Here is a 22143-nt window from a genome sequence, read left to right as displayed (position 1 = left end):
CACTCAATCCCGCCGGAGCGCTCATGCGTCTGCCGGCAGGATCGCGCGTCGTATTGTCATCTGCAAGCGTCACGACCGACTGCGTTCCATGCGGTCGAGGCGCTCGTCGATCGCGGCCAGCATCGCGCCGAGGGCAGCAATTTCGGTGCCGCGCAGAGCATCGACCTTCTCGTGCAGCGCCAGGATCTCGATCTCGGCCTTGAGGTTGACCTGGTAGTCGTGGCTGGCATCGAGCCGGTCACGCGCAGCCGCGCGATTCTGAGACATCATGATGATCGGCGCCTGGATGGCGGCGAGCATCGACAGGATGAGGTTGAGGAAGATGAACGGGTACGGGTCGAACGGGTTCTGCGTCAGCAGGACCGTGTTGACGAGAGCCCAGATGACGAGGAAGCCGAGGAAGCCGAGAATGAACCCCCACGACCCGCCGACGATCGCGATCCTGTCCGACAAACGGTCTCCGAACGAGAGCTGCGCATCGAAATCGGCGTTGCTGTCGGCGGCGATGGGCTGCCGGGCGTGCGCCTGCTCCAGGATCCGCCGCTCGGCGGGGCGTAGCACGTCGAGCGGTCGGCCGAACCAGCGCAGGGCCCCCGCCTCGAATTTCTCTCTCGACATGGTGGTTCTCTCCAAAGTCGGCCGAAGCCGGGCTCGCGCCGTCACCGGGAGATTGATATGAGCCGGATCGACGGTTGAACAGATGACCGGCGAGAACACCAACGGGATGTTCCGAGAAGGGCTTGGCGTGCAGAACCTGACCGACCGCCTGACGCTTGCCGTCGCGCAGCTCAACCCCGTCGTCGGCGACGTCGCCGGCAATCTGGAGCTTGCCCGCACGGCACGGGCCGAGGCTGCGACCCAGGATGCCGACCTTATCCTGTTCACCGAGTTGTTCATCGCCGGCTATCCGCCCGAGGACCTCGTCCTGAAGCCGGCCTTCGTCGATGCTTGCCGGGAGGCAGTGGAGTCGCTGGCGCGGGACACCGCGGACGGCGGGCCGGGTGTGATCATCGGCTGCCCGCTGCGCGACGACGAGGGCCTGCACAACGCCGTTGCGGTGCTCGACGCGGGCCGGATCCAGACCTGGCGTTCCAAGGTCGACCTGCCGAACTACGGCGAGTTCGACGAGAAGCGGGTCTTCCAGGCCGGTCCGATGCCGGGTCCCGTCAACTTTCGCGGGCTGCGGCTCGGCATTCCGGTCTGCGAGGACATCTGGGGCGAGCTCGGCGTCTGCGAGACGCTGGCGGAATCGGGCGCGGAAATCCTGCTGGTGCCCAACGGCTCGCCGTTCTATCGCGGCAAGCTCGACGTGCGTCACCAGGTGGTGCTGCGGCAGGTCATCGAGACCGACCTGCCCATCGTATACGCCAACGCCGTCGGTGGGCAGGACGATCTCGTCTTCGACGGCGCATCCTTCGCGTTCCATGGCGACCGCAGTCTCGCCTTCCAACTGCCGGAGTTCGACGAAGGCGTCTACGTCACACGCTGGCGAAAGACCGAGGACGACTGGATCTGCGAGGGCGGGCCGGTGGCTTCGCTGCCGGACCCGGACGAGGCGATCTGGCGGGCCTGCGTCCTCGGGCTGCGCGACTATGTCGACAAGAACGGCTTCCGCTCGGTCGTGCTCGGTCTTTCCGGCGGCATCGACTCGGCCATCGTCGCCGCCATGGCCGTCGATGCGCTGGGCGCGGCGCGCGTCCACTGCGTGATGATGCCCTACCGCTACACGGCCGAGACCAGCCTCGAGGACGCGGAAGCCTGCGCCATCGCGTTGGGCGTGCGCTACGACGTCGTGCCGATCGCCGAGGCGGTGGAGGGGTTCGGCCATGCCCTGGCGCCGCTGTTCGCCGGCACCGAGCCGGGCGTGACCGAGGAGAACATTCAGAGCCGGGCGCGCGGCGTCATCTTGATGGCGATCTCCAACAAATTCGGCGCGATGGTCGTGACCACCGGCAACAAAAGCGAGATGAGCGTCGGCTATGCGACGCTCTATGGCGACATGAACGGCGGCTTCAACCCGATCAAGGATCTCTACAAGACCGAGGTCTTCCGCCTCGCACGCTGGCGCAATGCCCATCGTCCGGCTGGCTCGCTCGGTCCGGACGGGGTGATGATTCCCGAGCGGATCATTGACAAGCCGCCATCGGCGGAACTGCGCGAGGACCAGAAGGACGAGGATTCGCTGCCGCCCTACGAGGTGCTCGACGCGATCCTCGAGCATCTGGTCGAACATGACGGCGGCGTCGACGATCTGGTGGCGCGCGGCTACGACGCCGACACGGTGCGGCACATCGAGCGGCTGCTCTACGTCGCTGAATACAAGCGTCGCCAATCGGCGCCGGGCACCAAGGTGACGCGGAAGAATTTCGGCCGCGACAGGCGCTATCCGATCACCAACCGCTTCCGGCACGGAGCCTGACCATGCTGGAAATCCCGCCGCTCGACTCGCTCGCCATCGCCTTCACCGGCGTCGGCCTCCTGTTCTTTCTGCGATATTTCCTCGCCATGCGACGGATATGGAAGGTCGTCGGCTATCGGCCGAGCTTCCAGTTCGGCGACTTCTTCCGGGCGACGCGGCGCGAGGCGTTCGGGCCCGATCTCGAACCCGAACGGCGCTATGCCGCGCGACAGCTGGTGATCGGGAGCGCGATGCTGCTCACCGGACTGGTTCTATTTGCCTGGCTGCTGGCGACGGGCACGCCGATACGGCTGGACATCTGAGCCGGCAGTCACCGGCGTTGACGGCGCCCGGCCGAGCCCCCTGATTGCCAGCGCCTCCCGCGTTCTCTAGTCAGGGCCATGACCGTTACCGTTCGTTTCGCGCCGTCGCCCACGGGCTACCTGCATATCGGCAATCTGCGCACCGCGCTGTTCAACTGGCTGTTCGCCAGGCGGGAGGGCGGACGCTTCGTCCTGCGCTTCGACGATACCGACCGGGAGCGGTCGCGGCGCGAATTCGCCGACATGATCGAGACGGATCTTGCCTGGATCGGCATCGCGCCCGATCTGACGGTGCGGCAGTCGGACCGGCTGGCACTCTACGAGGCGGCGGCGGAACGGCTGCGGGAGGAGGGCCTGCTCTATCCCTGCTACGAGACGCCGGACGAGCTCGACCGCAAGCGCAAACGGCTCGCGGCGCGTAACCTCCCGCCGGTCTATGGCCGCGAGGCGTTGCGGCTGACGGAGGCCGAGCGCGGCGCGTTGGCTGCCGAGGGCCGCCGCCCGCACTGGCGGTTCCTGCTGCCGAATTTCGGCGCCGATCCGTTCGCGCCGACGCGGACCGAGATCCACTGGGACGACCTCATCCGCGGACCGCAGACGGTCGATCTCGCCTCGCTGTCGGACCCGGTCCTGGTGCGTGAGGACGGCAGCTTCCTCTATACGCTGCCGTCGATCGTCGACGACGGGGAACTGGGTGTCACACACGTCATCCGGGGCGACGACCACGTCACCAATACCGGCGTCCAGGCGGCGATCTTTCAGGCGCTCGGCCTCGCGGTCCCGCGCTTCGGCCATCACAACCTGCTGACGGCGCTCGGCGGCGAGGGCCTGTCGAAGCGCACCGGGGCGCTGTCGCTCAAATCGCTGCGGGAGGAAGGCTACGAGCCGATGGCCGTCGCCTCGCTGGCGGTACTGGTCGGCCATGCCGGCGCCATCGAGGCCATGCCGGATTTGTCATCCCTGGGCGACCGCCTCGCCTTCGACGAGGTCTCGGCATCGTCGTCGAAGTTCGATCCCGCCGAGCTCGACCGGCTTAACGCCGAGATCGTGCACGGGCTCGAATATCCGGCGGTTGCCGACCGGCTGGCGGCGATGGGCGTGCCGCCGGAGCACGCGGCGACCTTCTGGGATGTCGTCCGGGGCAATTGCGCCAAGGTCGGCGACGTTGCCCAGTGGGTGCCGGTGGTTTTCGGCGGCGAAGTGCCGACGCCCGACCTCTCCGAGGACGACCAGGCGATGGTCCGGACGGCGCGTGACCTCTTGCCGGCGGGCGAGATCGACGCCGGCACGTGGCGCGCCTGGACCGGCGCGGTGAAGGAGGCGACGGGCCGCAAGGGCAAAACGCTGTTCATGCCGCTCCGCCTGGCGATCACCGGCGTCGACCATGGCCCCGAGCTTGCCGGCCTGCTGCCGTTGATCGGGCGCGAGCGGTTGCTGTCGCGCCTCCGCTGAGGCGAACGAGATTCTGAGGCGCGCGCCTCAGCCCTCCGCTTCCTCCTGCTGGACGGCCTGCGCCGTTGCGATCGCCGCCATGTTGACGATGCCGCGGGAGGTGACCGAGGGCGTCATCACGTGGGCGGGCGAGGCCGCGCCGAGCAGGATCGGCCCGACATGAAGCGCCTCGGTCATCGTCTTCACCACGCCGAGCGTGATGTTGGCGGCATCGAGATTGGGGAAGATCAACAGGTTCGCTTCGCCCTTCAGGGTCGAGTTCGGCATCAGACGCTTGCGCATCTCCTCGTTCAGCGCGGCGTCCCCGTGCATCTCGCCGTCGACTTCGAGCTCCGGGGCCTGCGCACGGATCAGCGCCAAAGCGCGGCGCATCTTGCGCGTCGCCTCGGTGTCGTCTGTGCCGAAATTGGAGTGCGAGACCAAAGCGCCCTTCGGCTCGATGCCGAAACGCCGGATCGCCGCGGCGGCGAGCAGCGTCATCTCGGCGATGTCCTCGGCAGACGGGTCGCGCTGTACGTAGGTGTCGAGGAAGAACTTGGTGCCCTGCTGGAAGATCAGCCCGCTCATCGCGGCGAAGCGGCGCACGCCCGGCATCATGCCGATGACCTGGCTGATGTCGCGTACATGTGGCGGGTACCGACCCTCAAGGCCGCAGAGCAGTGCGTCGGCTTCGCCGCGCGAGACCGCGACGGCGCCGATCACCGTGTTGTTGGTGCGCACGATGGTGCGCGCCGTATCGGGATTGACGCCCTTGCGGCCTACCTTTTCGAAATAGTGGTCCACATAGTCCCGGTAGCGCGGATCGTCCTCGGGATTGACCACCTCGAAGTCGGTGCCTGGCCGGATGCGCAGGCCGTAGCGCTCGAGCCGGCTCGCAATGACGCCGGGACGGCCGACGAGGATCGGCAGGCAAACCTTCTCCTCGAGCAGAACCTGCGCGGCGCGCAGCACGCGCTCGTCCTCGCCGTCGGAGAAGATGACCCGCTTGCCGGAATTGCGGGCGATCTGGAAGATCGGCTTCATCATCAGGCCGGAGCGGAAGACGAAGCGGTTCAGCCGGTCGAGATAGGCCGGCATGTCGGTGATCGGCCTCAGGGCGACGCCCTCGGCCTCGGCCGCCAGTGCCACCGCCGGCGCGATCTTCAGGATCAGCCGCGGATCGAAGGGCGAGGGGATCAGGTAGTCCGGGCCGAACACCGGCGTGTCTGAACCATAGGCCTTGGCCGCGACTTCGGAGACTTCCTCGCGGGCGAGAGCCGCGATGGCGTCGACCGCAGCGATCTTCATTCCCTCGGTGATTCCGGTGGCGCCGCAATCCAGCGCGCCCCGGAAGATGTAGGGGAAGCAAAGGACGTTGTTGACCTGGTTGGGGAAGTCCGAGCGCCCTGTGCAGATCATCGCGTCGGGCCGCACCGCCTTAGCAAGTTCCGGCATGATCTCCGGCGTCGGGTTGGCGAGCGCCATGATCATCGGACGCTCGGCCATCGACTTGAGATATTCCGGCTTCAGGACCCCGCCGGCGGAGAGGCCGAGGAACACGTCGGCGCCCTCGATTGCTTCCTCCAGGGTCCGCTTGTCGGTCTGCCGCGCGTAGACTGCCATCCAGCGGTCCATGCGCTTCTCGCGCCCCTCGTAGACGACGCCTTCGATGTCGGTGCAGGTGATGTTTTCGCGCCGGGCGCCGAGTTCCACCAGCAGGTTGAGGCAGGCGATGGCGGCGGCGCCGGCGCCGGAGGTGACGATCTTCGCCTCCGCCAGCGTCTTGCCGGCGAGCATCAGACCGTTGCGGATCGCCGCCGCGACGATGATCGCGGTGCCGTGCTGGTCGTCATGGAAGACCGGGATCGCCATGCGCTCACGCAGCCGGGCCTCGACCTCGAAGCACTCCGGCGACTTGATGTCTTCGAGGTTGATGCCGCCGAAGGTCGGCTCCAGCGCCGCGACGACGTCGCAGATGTGGTCGATCTCGCGCGCCTCGATCTCGATGTCGAAGACGTCGATATCGGCGAATTTCTTGAACAGGACAGCCTTGCCCTCCATCACCGGCTTGGAGGCGAGGGGACCGATGTCGCCGAGGCCGAGCACGGCCGTCCCGTTGGAGACAACCGCGACCAGATTGGCCCGGCTCGTGTAGACCGCCGCCAGCGACGGGTCACGGGCGATCTCGCGGCAGGGAGCGGCGACGCCGGGCGAATAGGCCAGCGCAAGGTCGCGCTGGTTGCCGAGCGGCTTGGTCGCGCGGATCGCGAGTTTTCCGGGCGTCGGGTAGCGGTGGTAGAACAGCGCCTGCTCGTCGAGGTCGGCGATGGTCATGCCCGTGCCGCCTGTTTCGTTCTCCGACATGCAAAGTCCCCCGCTTTTTCGACAGCCTTCCCGCGCCGCCCGGGGCTCCTTCTAAACGATCACCTGCGGCTGGCAACCGAAGAGCGCCGACTGCCGCAACGGGAGCGCGCCGTGCGTCACACGGATGCAATCAGAATCAGTCATTTCCAGCTCTTAGCGAAGGGGACCACAGAGGCAGGGACAGGATGGCGACCATGCACCAGCTGACGACGGCGCGTCACTTCCGGACGCTGTTCATCTCCGACGTCCATCTCGGGTCCAAGGCGGCACAGGCCGAGTTGCTGGTGGATTTCCTGCGCGTGCATGACGCCGAGAAGATCTATCTCGTCGGCGACATCGTCGACGGCTGGCGCCTCAAACGGTCCTGGCACTGGCCGCAGGCCCACAACGACGTGGTCCAGAAGCTGCTTCGCAAGGCCCGCAAGGGCGCTTCGGTCATCTACGTGCCCGGCAACCACGACGAATTCCTGCGGGATTTTCCCGGCCAGCATTTCGGTGGCGTCGAGGTGAAGCTGACCGACGTCCACGTCACCGCGGACGGACGCCGGTTCCTCGTCATCCACGGCGACGCTTTCGACGTCGTCGTCCGCAATGCCCGCGTCATCGCCTATCTCGGCGACTGGGCCTACGATGCCGCGATCGCCATCAACGTCGTGTTCAACGTCGTGCGCCGCCGCCTCGGTTTCCCCTATTGGTCGATCTCGTCCTGGGCGAAGCTCAAGGTCAAGAACGCCGTCAACTTCATCGGCGCCTTCGAGATGGCGCTGGCGGAGGAGGCGCGCCGGCACGACTGCGAGGGCGTTATATGCGGCCACATTCACCACGCGCAGCTGACCTCGCATGACGGCATCGAATACGTGAACACCGGCGACTGGGTGGAAAGCTGCACCGCCGTCGCGGAGCGCCACGATGGATCGTTCGAACTGATCCGCTGGACCGAGACGGCGCGCGAGAAACTTCCGCGAGGCGAGGACGAGACTTATGTCGCCGATGTCGTCCCGCCGGCCGCGGCCGAGGCGGCGTGATAGCAAGGACGATGTCCATGAACCGTTTCCTGATCGCCACCGACGCCTGGCACCCGCAGGTAAACGGCGTGGTCCGCACGCTCTCCAGTCTCTGCGACCAGCTGCGTGACCGCGGGGCCGAAGTGCGGGTCGTCAGCCCGCTCGACTTTCGCACCGTCGCCTGTCCGACCTATCCGGAGATCCGGCTGGCCCTCGCTTCCGCCGACCGGCTGGGGCAGATCGTCGACGAGTTCCAGCCGACCGCCATCCACATCGCGACGGAAGGCCCGGTCGGCCTCGCCGCAAGACGGGCGGCACTGCGCAGCGGACGGCGCTTCACGACAAGCTTCCATACGCGGTTCCCGGAGTATCTGCGCAAGCGGGCGCCCATCCCCGAGAGCGTCACCTACGCCTTCCTGCGGCGATTCCACGCCCCGGCCTCGGCATGCCTGGTGCCGACCGAGTCGATGCGCCGCAAGCTCGTCGAGCTCGGCTTCAGCAACCTCGTCACCTGGACGCGCGGTGTCGATCGCCGCCAGTTCCATCCCGCCGAGCCGATCGCGCTGAACCTGCCGGGTCCGATCTTCCTCACCGTCTCGCGGATCGCGCCGGAGAAGAACATCCAGGCGTTCCTGGATCTCGACCTGCCGGGATCCAAGCTGGTCGTCGGCGACGGCCCGATGTTGCCGGAGCTGATGAAGCGATATCCGCAGGTGCATTTCGCGGGCGCCCAGACCGGCGAGGCACTGGCACGCTATTACGCCTCGGCGGACGTCTTCGTGTTTCCGTCCAAGACGGACACGTTCGGGATCGTGCTGATCGAGGCGCTGGCCTGCGGCGTGCCGGTGGCCGCCTATCCGGAGCCGGGCCCGCTGGACGTCATCGCGGGGTCGGATGCGGGGCGGATCTCGACGGACCTGCGCGAGGCGTGCCTTGCGGCGCTGTCGCTGCGGCGCAGCGACGCGCTGGAGCGCTCCAAGGCCTATAGCTGGGAAGCCTGCGCCGACGTGTTCCTGCAGACCTCGATGGATGCGCAGGCCGCACCGCCGCTGCGCCTCGCCGGGTAGGCAACCGGACTCGACGATCGACGTCGGGCTGCGTCAGCCCCAGAGTTCCGGGGTGGGCGGCGCGACGGTCGAGCGGTCGTCGACGAGGCCATGCGGCCGGTCCTTCGCCAGCAGCAACGGCCCGTCGAGATCGACGAAGTCCGCCATCTGCGCCAGCAGCACGGCAGGCGCCATGGCCAGCGACGTGCCGACCATGCAGCCGACCATCACGCCGAAGCCGAGTTCCTGCGCCCGTGCGACCAGCCGCAACGCCTCGGTCAGGCCGCCGGTCTTGTCGAGTTTGACGTTGACGTAGTCGTAGCGGCCCCGCAGCGCCTCGAGGTCCTCGGTGGTGTGGACCGACTCGTCGGCGCAGATCGGCACCGGGTGGGGAATGTCCGCGAGTATGGCGTCCGAATCCTTCGGGAGCGGCTGTTCGACCAGCACGGCGCCGGTGGCTGCGGCCGCCTGGAGATGAACGCCGATATTGGCGGCGGTCCAGCCCTCGTTGGCGTCGAGGATCAGCCGGGCTCCGTTCGTGGCGGCATGGATGGCGGCCATGCGCTCGAGATCGTCTTCCGTGCCGACCTTGATCTTCAAGAGGCTGCGCCGCGCCGCTTTGGCGGCATCCGCCATGGCCGCGGGCGCGTCGATGCCGATCGTGTAGGCGGTTTCGAGCGGCCGGGGCGCCGTCCGGCAGATCAACGCCGCCACGCGCTGCCCGCTCGCCTTGGCCTCGAGGTCCCAGAGCGCGCAGTCGAGCGCGTTGCGCGCCGCGCCGGCGGGGAGCGTCCTGCCGAGATCATCCCGCGAGGCGCCTCGCTCGATTCCTGCCCGGGCGGATTCCATCGCCGCGACGACGCTGTCGATGCTCTCGCCGTAGCGGGCATAGGGCACGCATTCGCCCCGGCCGCGAAAGCTGCCTTCCTCGATCTCGCAGACGATCACCACCGCTTCGGTCTTGGCGCCGCGCGAAATACGGAACTCGCGGGCGAGCGGGAAGTGCTCGACTGTGACCGAAACACGACGCGGCATGGCTTATCGATCCCTGTGGGCGGTGGAACGGCGGAGAATCCATGACAAGACGTCAATAGATGATTAATCCTTCGCCCTTGTACGAAGCGCCGCGAACAGGGCGAACCGCGCCTCGCTATGTCCGGCTCTTCGAAGGAAGGTCAAGCACTCGCCCATGCCCGAGAGTTCTCCAGCACGGACCGCCGGCGCGACCGGGCGGCGGCACGCTGTCCCGCCTGCGCTCGATCGCGAGCAGCGGGACGGGCATGTCGTGCTGAAGGCGACGGGCGACTGGCTGGCGCGCACCGTCGGCTCGCTGGAGCAGACGGTCAGTGAGGTCGGCAAGTCGGACGCCAGGTCCAGCACCATCGTCGATTGCGGCGATATCGGCCGCATCGACACGGCAGGCGCGTTCGTCATCGAGCGGCTGGCCCGCGATCTTGGGGGCCCGTCCCAGCTGGAGGGCGTCGCGGACCGCGACACCGCCCTGTTCGACGCGGTGCGGCGGGCGATGGACCGGGAGCGACCGGAACCCGAAACCGCGCGTCGCAACGTCATCATGGGTCTGCTCGACGCGGTGGGGCGCGGTGCCGTCGGCATGTATGACGAGGTCGTCATCGCGCTCAACATCATCGGCGGCGCGATCTTCGGCGCCGGCCGCCGGCTGAACGGGCGGACGCAGATCCGCTCGGCGGCGATCTTCAACCAGATCGACCAGATGGGCGTGAAGGCGGTGCCGATCATCATGCTGATGAGCTTCCTCATCGGCGCGATCATCGCGCAGCAGGGGGCCTTCCAGCTGCGTCGCTTCGGCGGCGAGGTCTACGCGGTCAATCTCATCAGCATCCTCGTGCTGCGCGAGATCGGGGTGCTCCTGACGGCGATCATGATCGCCGGGCGTTCCGGCAGCGCCATCACCGCCGAGATCGGTTCGATGAAGATGCGCGAGGAGGTCGACGCGCTCCAGGTCATCGGGCTGAACCCCATCGGTGTCCTGGTGTTTCCGCGCCTCGTCGCGCTGACCATCGCGCTGCCGCTGCTGACCGTGCTCGCCAATCTCTCGGCGCTGCTCGGCGGCATGCTGGTGCTGAACGTCTATTCGGGAATCTCGACGGCGAACTTCATCCAGGGAATGCAGTCTTCGATCGACCTGTTCACGGTGTTCTCCGGCCTGATCAAGGCGCCTTTCATGGCGATCATCATCGGGCTCGTGGCCTCATCGGAGGGCATGAAGGTCGGGGGCAGCGCCGAAAGCCTCGGCCTGCACGTTACCGCCGCCGTAGTGAAAGCCATCTTCCTCGTCATCCTGATGGATGGCCTATTCGCGATCTTCTATGCCTCCATCGGTCTCTGATCCCGCCCGCCCGAACGGTGCCGCCGCCGCTTCGCGGAATGATGACGACATCATCATCCGCGTCGAGGACGTCACCGTGCGCTTCGGCGAGAATACGATTCTCGACAAGCTCTCGCTGGAAGTGCGCCGCGGCGAGATCCTCGGCTTCGTCGGCCCGTCCGGTTCGGGCAAGTCGGTGCTGCTGCGGACCATTCTCGGCCTCAACCAGAAGCAGGGCGGAACGATCGACGTTTTCGGGATCAACTATCCGGATGCGAATGACGAAGATCGGCTGGCGGTGGAGCGCCGCTGGGGCGTCCTGTTCCAGCACGGCGCGTTATTCTCCTCGCTGACGGTCCTGGAGAACATCGAAGTCCCGATGCGCGAGTATCTCGACCTGTCGCCGGAGCTGATGCACGAGCTGGCGCGGTTGAAGCTCGATCTCGTCGGCCTGCCGCAGGACGCCGCCGGGAAATTCCCCTCGGAACTGTCGGGCGGCATGATCAAGCGCGCAGCCCTCGCAAGAGCGCTGGCGCTCGATCCCGACATCGTGTTCCTCGACGAGCCGACCTCGGGCCTCGACCCAATCGGCGCCGCCGATTTCGATCAGTTGATCATGACGTTGAGGGACACGCTCGGGCTGAGCGTGTACATGGTCACTCACGACCTCGACAGCCTTTTCCAGGCCTGCGACCGCATCGCCGTTCTCGGGGATCGCAAGGTGCTGGTCGAAGGTCCGCTGTCGACCATGCTCGCCTTCGATCACCCCTGGGTGAAATCGTACTTCCACGGCAAACGTGCGCGCACCATCGCCGCGCCGGAAAATGCCGGGCATGCCCTAGAGGGGATCGTTTGATGGAAACCAAGGCGAATTACGTCCGAGTCGGAATCTTCACGCTCGTCGTCCTCGTTCTGGCGTTCGCCTTCGTCTACTGGTCGATCTTCGCTTCCCAGGGGGATTCGCGCGTGCCGTTGCTGGTGCGGATCGAGGGTTCGGTCACCGGCCTGCAGCAGGGCAGCCAAGTTCTGTTCAACGGCCTGCCGGTGGGCGCCGTGCAGTCGCTGCGCATCGATCCCAACAATCCCCGGGTGGTCATTGCGTCCACCCAGGTGGATCCGGACCTGCCGATCAAGGAGACGACGCAGGCCAATATCGGCTTCCAGGGCCTGACCGGCTTTGCCTTCATCGAGCTGAAGGGCGGCGCCGCCGACGAGCCGGACATCATCAAGGAGGCCCAGCAGCAGGGCACCGTGCCGATCATCCGGGCCAATCCGTCCGACATCACCGACATCCTGGCGACGGCGCGCGACATCGCCGATCGGGCGAACACCATCCTCGGCGAGTTCGAGAGCATCGTCGCCGGTGCCGGGCCGTCGATCAGCGTCACGCTCGAAAACGTCTCGAAGACGTCGGAGAACATCGAGCAGTTCACCTCCAGCCTCGCGTCCAATTCGGATGACATCGACGAGTTCCTGCAGAGCCTCAGCCGGCTCGCCAATACCGCCAACACCGTCGCCGAGGGGCTTCCCGATGCGATTTCCGAGGTTCAGGCGATCCTTGCGGCTGTCGACCCGGCAGCGATCCGCACCACGGTCTCCAACGTCGCAGCCATGTCAGAGACGCTGCGTGCCCAATCCGACAACGTCGAGAGCGTCGTGGCCTCGGTGCAAACCGCCGCGGACAGCGTCGGCGAAGTCGGCGAGATCATCAGCCGCAACACGCCGCAGATCGACCGCTTCCTTGCCGGTCTCGGACCGATCACCGAGACGGCGACGCGGGTGGCCGAGCGCCTGGACACGACGCTTGAGACGGCCAATCGGGTCGTCGCGGCGGTCGATCCCGCAGCAGTCTCCACCGCCATCGACGACATCGCCGCGACGGCCAGCAACGTCTCGTCGCTGACGCAGTCGATCTCGACGCAGCGCGAGGCGATCAATTCGGCGATCGCCGGCGTCGCGAATTCGGCGCAGAACGTCAACCGGATCACCACCACGATCGCGGGTCGCAGCAGCGAGATCGACGGCCTGCTCGCCAGCCTCGGGCCGATCACCGAAAACATCAGCGCCGCCAGCCGCCAGGTCAACGAGACGGTGGCCTCGGCCGACGCGCTGATCAACTCGATCGACGCCACGACCGTCAACGAGGTCATCGGCGACGTGCGAAACGTCACCTCGGCACTGAGCGCCAAGACCCCTGAAGTCCAGTCGATCATCGACGGTGTCGACCAGACGGTCCGGACCCTCGAGGCGACCCTCAACGGGTTTTCCGAGACCCGCGCCCAGGTCGACACGCTGCTGGCCAGCATCGATCCGGGTCAGGTCAACCGCGCGGTCGAAAACGTTTCCTCGGCGACCGACAACGTCGCCCGGGCGGCGGACTCGATCGCCGGCGTCGCCGATTCCATCGGGGAGCGGCGCGAGGACATCAACGACATCATCACCAATGTCGAGCTGACCAGCCAGCGGATCAGTGCCGCCTCGCAGCGCATCGACAGCGTCGTGACCTCGGTCAACGACCTCCTGGCCGGCGCGAATGACGGCACCAGCCTCGGCACCGACGTCGCCACGACGCTCCGGTCGATCCGGGCCGCTGCCCAGTCGATCCAGGCAGAGGTCACGCCGATCTCGGCCAATCTCCAGCGGTTCACCGGTCAGGGCCTGCGCGAATTCCAGACGCTGGTTCGCGATGTGACACAGTCGGTTGGCCGGATCGACAGGGCGGTCGACGATTTCTCGAACAACCCGAGCCGGCTGATCTACGGCGGCGACGAGGTCAAGCAGTTTGACGGCCGGACCCGGCGCTGAGCCCCATGGACTCAGCGTTGACAGCGGCAATGACGAGTGCGAGCAAAGGTCGCGACCGCGACAGGAACAGGCAAGAAATGATGCGTTCAACGTCCCGACCGGTCCTGCTGGCGTTCCTCGCGGTGGCCCTCAGTTCCTGCCTGTCGACGCCCCCGCCGGACACGTTCGAGATCTCGGCCCCGGCCATGGTCCAGAACGTCGCCGGCCAGAGCCGGGCGCAGATCCTGATTCCGGAGCCGACGGCGATCAAGACGCTGGATTCCGAGCGGATCGTGGTGAAGCCGACGCCTTATTCGGTCGAGTATCTTGCCGGGAGCCAGTGGAGCGACCGCCTGCCGCGCATGGTCCAGTTGCGGCTGCTGCAGGCCTTCGAGAACACCGGGCGCATCGGCGCGGTCGGCGTGCCCGGCCAGGGCCTGGCCATCGACTACCAGATGGTCATGGAAGTCCGGAAGTTCGAGATCGAGGCGGTCGGCCCGGCGCGGGCGGTGATCGAGATCTCGGTCAAGGCGCTCAACGACCGCAACGGCAGCGTGCTGCGCACCCAGGTCTTTGCCGTGCAGGTGCCGGTCGCGGGGACGAGCAACGCCGACTACGTCGCGGCCCTCGACCACGCCTTCGAGCAGATCTCGGGCGAGATCGTCCGCTGGACGCTGGCGCTTATCTGACCAGACCTCGGCGCGCCATCGCTTCTGCCTGACATACCGGGGCCGGTGACAAGCGAAAGCTCGTCACCGGCTTTGCTCTCTCGCATACCGGGTATCTTTGTAACCCGCACCGCTGGCGCTGCCTGCCGGATCCCTGTCATCACTTGGAATCAGAACGGCGGCCGCTCCTTTCGAAGCGGCCGCCGTTTTTCGTTACCGATGGCGCATGCCGGGACCTCAGCTGTCGAAGCGACCGGATGCATGCGCGAGCATGGTGTAGACCTTGCCGGTGTCGGAGGTCAGGTAGGTGTGCGTCGTCCGGTTGTCGGGATCGTTCTTCGACACGTCGCCGAGCAGCGTCTCGAAGTCGCCGATATAGCGGTCCACCGCCTCCCGGAATGTCGTGTCGCGCTGATACTTCCGGCGGATCTCGTCGAAGGTCTGCTGGCCCTTCATCGTGTAGAGCCGGCGGGTGAAGACGTTGCGCTCGCCCTTGCGGTAACGGTCCCAGAGCTCCACCGAGGCGTTGTGGTCGATCGCACGGGCAATGTCGACCGACAGCGAGTTGAGCGAGTCGACCACATGCTCCGGCGAGCGTTCCGTCGGCTGCGAGGCGGCAGGTGCCGGCCGTGCCGGGGTGGCCGCAGCCGGCGCCGCCTCCTCCTCGTCGCGGGAGGCGCGGCGCAGCAGGTCCGAGACCCAGCCGCCACCCGGCCGCGATGCGGCGGCCTGAGTTCCCTGCGACTCCGCCGGCCGCGCCGCGGGACGCAGCGGCGAGGGCTGAGCAGCCTGCGTCCGCTCCGAGCCGCGCATCTCGGCGGAGCCAGCGGTCGGCGCGGAACCGGCGGACGTTGACGGCGTCCGCGACGGAGCGTCGTAGTTCGACCCCCTCAGATCGCGTGCGAGATTGCCGTCGGTCATGAAGGACGCAGCGATCTGCGCCTCCACGTCGCGCTCTTCCTCTTCGGTGAACAGCGCCTGGTCGACAGGCTCCGAAACCCGCGGGCTTTCAGGAGCGGGCCGCTGCTGCTCGACGCGCTTGGCAGCGGGGCGGGATGGTGCTTCCACCGCGGCCGGACGCTGCGACGACGAACGGGACGACACGTCGAAGGCGCGGCCGGACTGCGAGACGATGTCCGAGAGATCCTTCAGGGCGCGGATCTGGTCGGCGACGGCCCGACGCATCGCCTCGGTGGTCTCGCGGGTTTCCTCGGGCAGTTCGAAGACGCCGCGCCGGATCTCGTTGCGGGCGCTCTCGAGCTCCTCGCGGATCTCCGCGGCGGTCCGGCGCATCTCCTCGGTCGCGCCGTGGAAGCGCTGGGTGGCATCCTCGACGACCGACTGGATCGAGCTGCGCATGGCCTCGGCGGCCGCCCGCGAACGTTCCTCGGCGCTCTGCATCTGCGCATCCGCCTCGCCGAGCTTCTCGCCGACCTCCGACGAGAGCCGCGCCGAAACCAGCCGCGAGCGCTGCTCGGTCCGCTCGAACAGGCCCTCGATGACCTCCTCGAAGGAACGCATCAGTTCGCCGATCTCCTCGGACCGCTTCACCAGGCCCGCCGACAGCTCCTCGATGCCGCCATGGCCGTTCTCGAGCGTCGAGCGCAGCGTCATCTCGCTCGCCTCGATCAGCTTGACGGCGTCGCCGAGGACTGCCCCGTGCTCCTGGAAGCGGTCGGCAATGCCGGCGACCTTCGAGAAGGCGCTCATCGACAGATGGTCGAGGCGCTCGACATTGCTCTCCAGGAGGCGCGAGGAGAGCGAGATCGAGTTGGACGCCTGCTCGGCGCCCTGAGTGAACCGGGTGCCGGTTTCCTGCAGGGTGGCGTCGATCGCTCCGAGATTGCTGGCCGCCTCCTGCACGAGGCCGCGCAGCGATCCGCTGGTCTGCGCCAGCCGGCCGATGAGGCCACCCACTTCACGCTGCAGCTGGTCGCGCATTTCGGCCACGAGCCCGACGGCCGTCGTGGTCTTCTCGTCGAAGGCCCCGAGGACCTCGCTGGAAGACGCATTCAGGCTCTCGATCGTTTCGCTGGCACGGCGGCCCAAGGCGGCGACGAGGGCGGCATTCTCCTCGCGCATCCGGTCCGAGGCGTCGCGGGTGCTGCGTTCGAGCAGCCGTGCGAACTCCGAACCGTTCTCGCCCAGCTGGTCGAACATCGGCCGTGCTTCCTCGTCGAGGACGCGGGAGATTTCGCTCGTGCGGGCGCTGAGCAGCGCGGCGAGGGTGCGGGTCTTCTCGTCGATGTCGTCGCCGAGCATCCGGGCGCGCGCGTCGATCTCCTGCTCGGACCGGGCAAGACGGGCGACGAGCTCTTCGCCGACATTGCCGGCGCTTTCGAGCAGCTGCTCGCGGGCGCGCTCGGTCTCGACGCGGATGGCGCTGGAGATGGAGGCGAGCTGGCCGGCCAGTTCGCCGCCGCGCGCCATGATCTCCGTGCGGGCACCGTCGGCGTCGCGCAGGAAGGTCTGCGAGGCTTCGGCGAGCTGGTCGTGGATGGCGCGGGTGGCTTCCTCCAGGTCGGTGCGCAGCGGGTTGGCAGCCAGCATCTCCGACAGCCGCTCCGAGACGGCGGCGAGTTCCTCGGTAAAGCGCTGCGAGCGCTGCTCGAGGGTCTCGGCGACCCGATCGGTCTCGCTGCGGATCTGATACGAGGCGCCGGACAGGCGACGGGCAAAGCCGTCGGTGTTCTGCTGCATGGCTGCCTGCGCCGCCTCGGTCATTTCGCGCATGCGCTCGGCGGCACTCTCCACCTGCGCGGCGATCTCGCCGGCATCGGTGACGAAGCGCTCGCGGCCCTCCTGACCGGCCAGGCGGAGCCGCTCGCTCGCCTCGTCGACGCTGGCTGCGAAGCTGCCGGTGTTGCGCTCGAACTCGCCGGCCACCGCAACGGTGATGCCGGCAAGGCTGTCGGCCAATGCGGCGCGCTGTTCGGCAAGACCGGTCCGCACCTCCTCGGCTTCCGTCCGCATGCGGCCGGACAGGTCGGCGATCGACCTTGCCAGTTCTTCGGCTTCGGCAGCGAAGCGGCTGCGCGACTGCTCGGACAGCGAGCGGATGATCTCCGCCGCGCCGCTGATGTTCTCCGCGATACGGCCGCCTTCGCCGACCAGCGAGGAACTTGCTTCCGAAGCCTTGGTCGCCAGATCGTCGGCCAGCGCGCCGAGGCGCTCGGCGAGACGGTCGGCCTCGCCGGACAGCCGCAGGCGCGCGTCTTCGGTGGAGGTGAGGAAGATCTCCTCGATCCCGTCGACGCTCGCGGCGATCTTGCGCGTCTCGCCTTCGAGGCTCTGACGGGCCCGAGCGGCTTCCTCGCCCATGGCTGCCGTCGCACTGGCAATGGTCTGGCGCAGCGTGTCCGCGATCGTGGCGGTACGGGTGTTGAGCGTGCGCTCGACATTGCCGAGGCCGCGATCCAGAGCCGTCGAGATCGCTTCGGTGCGCTGGTCGAGTGCTCCGGTCAGGCTCGTGGAGCCGGTCTCCAGCGCCGCGAGCAGTTCGTCACGACGGATTTCCAGCGAGGTCGAGACGTCGCCGACGCTCTGCTCGATGACGCGGCGGACGTCGTCGGCACGGTCGCCGAGCGTGGCGGCCGCCGAACGGGCAGCTTCCTCGACGATGCCGGCGATGCTGTCGCGACGTTCCTCGAGCGCCGAGGCCAGTCGAAGGTCGGCCTCGAAGATCGCCTCGGCAATGCCGTTGACGCGCTCTTCGATGGCTGCCGCGATCGAATCGCGGCCATTGTCGAGCTGTTCGCCGATGCGGGCGGTGCGCTCGTCGAGGCCGGCGAGCAGCGTGCCCTCCGATCCGTCGATGACACCCTGCAAGGCGGCCAGCCGGTCGTCGAGCCCGTCGACCAGAATGGCACGTGCCTGTTCGATGACGCTGCGCAGCGCCGCCGTGCGGCCGTCGAGGCTCTCCCCGACGCGCATCACCCGCTCGCCGATCTCGCTGGAGAGCGTCTCGGTGCGCAGGTCGAGGTCGCCGATGAGCGTGCCGTGGCCTTCCTGCATGATCGCGCGGATGGCTTCGACGCGGCCGTCGAGGCTTTCGCCGACGCGCATGACCCGCTCGCCGATCTCGCTGGAGAGCGTCTCGGTGCGCCGGTCGAGGTCGCCGATGAGCGTGCCGTGGCCTTCCTGCATAATCGTGCGGATAGCCTCGAAGCGACCGTCGAGGCCGTCCCGGAGCGAGATCTCGACTTCCTCGGCCGTCGACCGCAGTTTGCCGACCCGCTCGTCGAGACCGTCGACGAGGAGGCCAAGCGCGTCTTGGACGGCAGCGAGATGCGTGCCGGCATCGATGGCGATACGCTGTCCGAAGCTATTGGTTCGGGCGTCCATCTCCTCGCGAAGCCGCTCGGTATTGCGGTCGACCTCGCCGACAATGGCAAGACGCGAACCGTCGATGACGCCGCTGAGCGACTGGACCCGCTCGGCGAGGTCCTCGGCGACGTTCTTGACCGCCTGGTCGAAGCTGCCGGAAATTCCGGCAATGCGCTCGTCCAGGGAAAGAAGGAGGTTCTGGTGGGTCTCTTCGGACAGGCTGCGCAGCACGCTGGCGCGCTCGTCGAGCGTCGTCCGGATCGCCTGGTGACGCTGGTCGAGCCCGGCGAGGAGATCGTCCTGTGCCGTCGACAGGATCGTGTGGCTGGCGGCGAGGCGATCGGCGAGGCCCATGGTGAGGGCCCCGGTGCGCTCGTCGATGCCACCGATGAGGCGGGCCGACTCGTCTTCGATCGAATCGTGGAACTGCCCGACGCGCTCCGACAGCAGGCTGGCGATGGCCTCGATCCGCTGGTCGAGTCCGTTGACGAGACCATCACGGCCGGCGGCAACCAGTCCCTCGATGGCTTCGCGCCGATCGTCGAGCAACTGGGCCAGCGAACCGGTCCGGTCATCGATGCCGCGGGCGAGAGCCCCTTCGGCGCCGCCGATCAGGTCCTCCATCCGGGCGACAGTGTCCTCGATGGCCCGGGTCAGGCCGGCGGTCTTCTCTTCCAGGTTGCCGAGCAGGCTCTGCTGGGCGAAGGCGAAGGAGGCCTCGATGTCCTCGCCGTGACCGACGATCGCCTTCTCGATCGAGAGGACGCGGCCGTCCAGCGTTTCGCGGAAGCCGGCCGTGCCGCGGTCGACCGCAGCCTCGATCTCGTCGCGTCGCTGCGAGAGGAGGTCTTCCAGACGCGCTGCTGCCCGCTCGATGGCGGCGTCCATGTCGCCTGCCTTCTGCGCAATGCTGTCGATCCGGCCGTCGCTGGCGAGGTCGAAGGCGAGCAGGCGGTCGTCGACGGTGCCGGCGAGCTGGCCGGTCCGCTCTTCCATGAGCGCAGCAAAGGTGGCGATGCGCTCGTCGAAGAGGTGGCGCAGCTCATCGGCGCGACCTTCGAGCGTCGACTGCGCCAGGGTGACCGCGTCGCCGGCCTTCATCGTCAGTTCGGCCTGGCCGCTGGCAAAGGCATTGGCGATGTCGCGGGTGCGATCGGCGAGAGTCCGCGCGAATTCCAGGGAACGGCGCTCCAGCGCCTCGGCGATCCGGTCGCCGGAGCGGTCGATCGCGTCCGTCCGCTGGTCGAGCGCCGCCACGAGCGAACCGCCGCGCTCGGTCAGCGCCTGTTCGATCGTCTCGATACGGCTGTCGAGCCCGCCGAGGGTGCGGCTGTTGGCATCGTCCAGCAGACGGCTGGCACGCTCGGTGCGCTCGCCGAGGCCGAGCTCCAGCGTCTCGATGAAGCGCAGGGAATCGGCATCGAGCCGCTCGCGGCGGCTGTCCACGGTTTCGACCAGGCTGGTGAGGAAGATCTGGTTCTTGTCGCCGATTTCGCGCATCCGCTCCTCGAAGGCTTCTTCGAGGCTGGTCAGGAAGGTCTGACCTTCCATCGCCAGGCCGATGGACCGGCCGTCGAGCGCTTCGGTTAGCTCGGCAAGGAAGCGTTCGCTCTCGCCGGCAATGTTCTGGCCGCGCGCCTGCATGAGGCCCGAGACCGCATCGCCCGTGGCGGTCAGGCGGGCGGTGACGTCCTGGCCGATATCGGTGAGACGGCCGACGATGGCACGGGAGCGTGAATCGAGATCCTCCATCCGCTCGTCGAACTGCCGAGCGACGTCCTCGCCGGTGGTGATCAGGCGATGCGTCGCGTCGTCGGCGCTCTGGCCGAGACGCGCCACCAGGCTTTCGGTATGGGCGGTCAGGCTGTCATTGGCGTTGCGGCTGCGCTCCTCGAACGCTTCCACGAGATTGCCGCTGCGGGCGGCGAAGTCCTTGTTGAGCACTTCGCTGCGCTCGTCCAGCAGGGCGGTGAAGCGATGCGAGGCATCCTCGATCCGCTGCAGGATCTGATCCGATGCGCGGTCGACATCCTCGACCAGGCGCTGGTGCGAGCCGACGACGGTCGAGCGCAGGCGCTCGCCATGCGAAAGCATCGCCTCGCGCTCGGCGCCGAGATCCTGCACCAGCGTGCGGATCTTCACCTCGTTGTCGGCATAGGCCCGCTCGAGGGCGCCGACTTCCTTGTGCACGATGTTTTCGAGATCGGACGTCCGCGCCAGGGCGCGCTCGACGCCTTCACCGAGGGCCGCGACCTCGCGGCGGACGGCCTGGCCGACGCTCATCACCCGTTCGGTGGCCACCGTCTCCGGCTCGGCGAGACGCAGCGCGACCTCGGCGAGAGAACGGCTCATCAGCCGCAATTCGGCCGAGCGACGGACCATGACGGCGAAGGCGAAGATCAGCAGCACCGGCACGAAGGCGATCGCCGCAAGCAGCGCCACCTCGCCTTGGCGCGCGGGATCGGTGACGCCGGCAGACAGCGCGGCAAGATCGTACAGGCCAAAGGCGACGAAGCCGGTGACGGCGAGCCAGGCAACGGAGACGGCGAGGGCGATCCACAAAGGTGCCTTCGAGGCGCGCCGGTTGAGAAGCGCGTCGGCCATGACCGTCGAGCGGCGCTCTTCGTCGTTTGCCGGCGGCTGGGCGTAGGCGCGCGGCGTCTCGTCGGCGGGAGCGGGGCGGCGAGAAGCGGTGGCCGCGGCGGACGGCACCCATGTTTCGTCGCCGGCTTCGCGGCGCAGACCGACCGTCTGCGAAGCGTCCGCGGGACTGCCGGTCACGTCGACGCTGTCGGTGTCGAGCGGATCAGCAGATGCGACAGGCGCGGACGCATCGGCCTCGTCGTTCCGCAACTGGCCGGCGGTCTCGTTGATCTGGCGCTCGAACTCGTCCAGAGAGAATTCGACCTCGGCGTGCTGGGTCGCGGCGTCATCCAGGAGCGTTCCGGATGCCTGACCGGGCTCGTCGTAGGTTTCCGGCCCGCCGAGATCGGCCCTGAGGGCCGCTTCGAGCTCGTTGACTGCCTCGTCCGAAAGCTGATCGATGGGATTGGTCTTAGACATGGCCGTCGCGCCTCAATACTCGTTACTATGGACCCGCTCCGCCGAGGGTCGCCATACGGACGTGCACGAGGGGTTGGAAGCCCCGTCCGATTCCGGCATGCTGGCCGTCGGCGGTAGGCGCATAGCCTCCAGCCGGCAGTTTCGCATGATCCATGGTAGATAGCGACTGCATCGAAAGAAACCGTAAAACCGCCGGATACCTACAAGTTTAAACATAAGGTTAACGGCTTTACGAAAATTTTGCGGGTTCCGACCGTCGCCCCTGCGGCGCCGAGGTTGCGGCGATTCAGGCGGTGACGGCGGTACAAGCCGTTCGGCTCATTCCGCGCGTTCCGGTTAATCCTTCATACATGCTGTCGCCAGATGATCGGGTGTTCCGGTGACATGCC

At 67.5% G+C, this 22143-nt stretch carries 13 protein-coding genes; 9 read left to right on the top strand and 4 right to left on the bottom strand.

What is annotated here, in order from left to right; genetic code table 11:
- Positions 1 to 69 precede the first annotated feature (69 nt).
- Positions 70 to 618 carry a DUF1003 domain-containing protein gene (locus GGR03_RS04450; protein ID WP_183206319.1) on the bottom strand — a complete coding sequence of 183 codons (549 nt, stop codon included), beginning with the start codon at positions 616 to 618 and terminating at the stop codon, positions 70 to 72.
- An 82-nt stretch (positions 619 to 700) separates the two neighbouring features.
- Between GGR03_RS04450 and GGR03_RS04445 the strand changes: the two genes are divergently transcribed.
- The 3 genes from GGR03_RS04445 (at position 701) to gltX (ending at position 4173) form a co-directional block, all read left to right on the top strand.
- Positions 701 to 2419, top strand: coding sequence for an NAD+ synthase (locus tag GGR03_RS04445; RefSeq protein WP_246367581.1), 1719 nt, complete (start codon positions 701 to 703; stop codon positions 2417 to 2419).
- A 2-nt stretch (positions 2420 to 2421) separates the two neighbouring features.
- Positions 2422 to 2721, top strand: coding sequence for a hypothetical protein (locus GGR03_RS04440; protein WP_183206318.1), 300 nt, complete (start codon positions 2422 to 2424; stop codon positions 2719 to 2721).
- Positions 2722 to 2799: 78 nt separating this feature from the next.
- The gene (gltX, locus tag GGR03_RS04435) at positions 2800 to 4173 is read left to right on the top strand and encodes a glutamate--tRNA ligase (protein WP_183206317.1); all 1374 of its coding nucleotides are present in this window, start codon (positions 2800 to 2802) and stop codon (positions 4171 to 4173) included.
- Between the two features lie 27 nt (positions 4174 to 4200).
- Here gltX and GGR03_RS04430 read toward each other — a convergent pair whose 3' ends face one another.
- Entirely contained in the window at positions 4201 to 6516 is a 2316-nt protein-coding gene (locus tag GGR03_RS04430; protein ID WP_183206316.1) for an NADP-dependent malic enzyme, read from the bottom strand.
- A gap of 185 nt (positions 6517 to 6701) precedes the next feature.
- Between GGR03_RS04430 and GGR03_RS04425 the strand changes: the two genes are divergently transcribed.
- Together GGR03_RS04425 and GGR03_RS04420 are read left to right on the top strand one after the other, a co-directional pair.
- Entirely contained in the window at positions 6702 to 7541 is an 840-nt protein-coding gene (locus tag GGR03_RS04425; protein ID WP_183206315.1) for a UDP-2,3-diacylglucosamine diphosphatase, read from the top strand.
- A gap of 17 nt (positions 7542 to 7558) precedes the next feature.
- Positions 7559 to 8587: a glycosyltransferase family 4 protein gene (locus GGR03_RS04420; RefSeq protein WP_183206314.1), complete on the top strand. Its 1029-nt coding sequence runs from the start codon at positions 7559 to 7561 to the stop codon at positions 8585 to 8587.
- Between the two features lie 33 nt (positions 8588 to 8620).
- Here GGR03_RS04420 and dgcA read toward each other — a convergent pair whose 3' ends face one another.
- Complete coding sequence (gene dgcA / locus GGR03_RS04415) at positions 8621 to 9601, bottom strand: N-acetyl-D-Glu racemase DgcA (protein ID WP_183206313.1); 981 nt, start codon at positions 9599 to 9601, stop codon at positions 8621 to 8623.
- Between the two features lie 154 nt (positions 9602 to 9755).
- Here dgcA and GGR03_RS04410 point away from each other — a divergent pair, with 154 nt between their 5' ends.
- The 4 genes from GGR03_RS04410 to GGR03_RS04395 all read left to right on the top strand — a co-directional run bounded on the left by GGR03_RS04410 (position 9756) and on the right by GGR03_RS04395 (position 14386).
- Complete coding sequence (locus GGR03_RS04410; RefSeq protein ID WP_183206312.1) at positions 9756 to 10934, top strand: MlaE family ABC transporter permease; 1179 nt, start codon at positions 9756 to 9758, stop codon at positions 10932 to 10934.
- Positions 10915 to 11769, top strand: a complete 855-nt coding sequence (locus GGR03_RS04405) for an ABC transporter ATP-binding protein (RefSeq protein ID WP_183206311.1) — start codon at positions 10915 to 10917, stop codon at positions 11767 to 11769. Before GGR03_RS04410 ends, GGR03_RS04405 begins: the two co-directional genes overlap by 20 nt.
- Entirely contained in the window at positions 11769 to 13718 is a 1950-nt protein-coding gene (locus tag GGR03_RS04400) for an MlaD family protein (protein WP_183206310.1), read from the top strand. Before GGR03_RS04405 ends, GGR03_RS04400 begins: the two co-directional genes overlap by 1 nt.
- Positions 13719 to 13795: 77 nt before the next feature.
- Positions 13796 to 14386 (top strand): ABC-type transport auxiliary lipoprotein family protein, encoded by a 591-nt coding sequence (locus GGR03_RS04395; RefSeq protein ID WP_183206309.1) that lies wholly within the window; start codon positions 13796 to 13798, stop codon positions 14384 to 14386.
- 216 nt (positions 14387 to 14602) lie between these two features.
- On the opposite strand, the gene GGR03_RS04390 is transcribed toward GGR03_RS04395, so the two are convergent.
- Entirely contained in the window at positions 14603 to 21754 is a 7152-nt protein-coding gene (locus GGR03_RS04390) for an apolipoprotein A-IV repeat region-like domain-containing protein (RefSeq protein ID WP_183206308.1), read from the bottom strand.
- Positions 21755 to 22143 lie beyond the last annotated feature (389 nt).

Source organism: Aurantimonas endophytica, from assembly GCF_014196845.1.
GTDB classification, from domain to species: domain Bacteria; phylum Pseudomonadota; class Alphaproteobacteria; order Rhizobiales; family Rhizobiaceae; genus Aurantimonas; species Aurantimonas endophytica.
The sequence above is the reverse complement of the archived record's forward strand: the minus strand, read 5'-3'. Positions and strand labels throughout refer to the sequence as shown.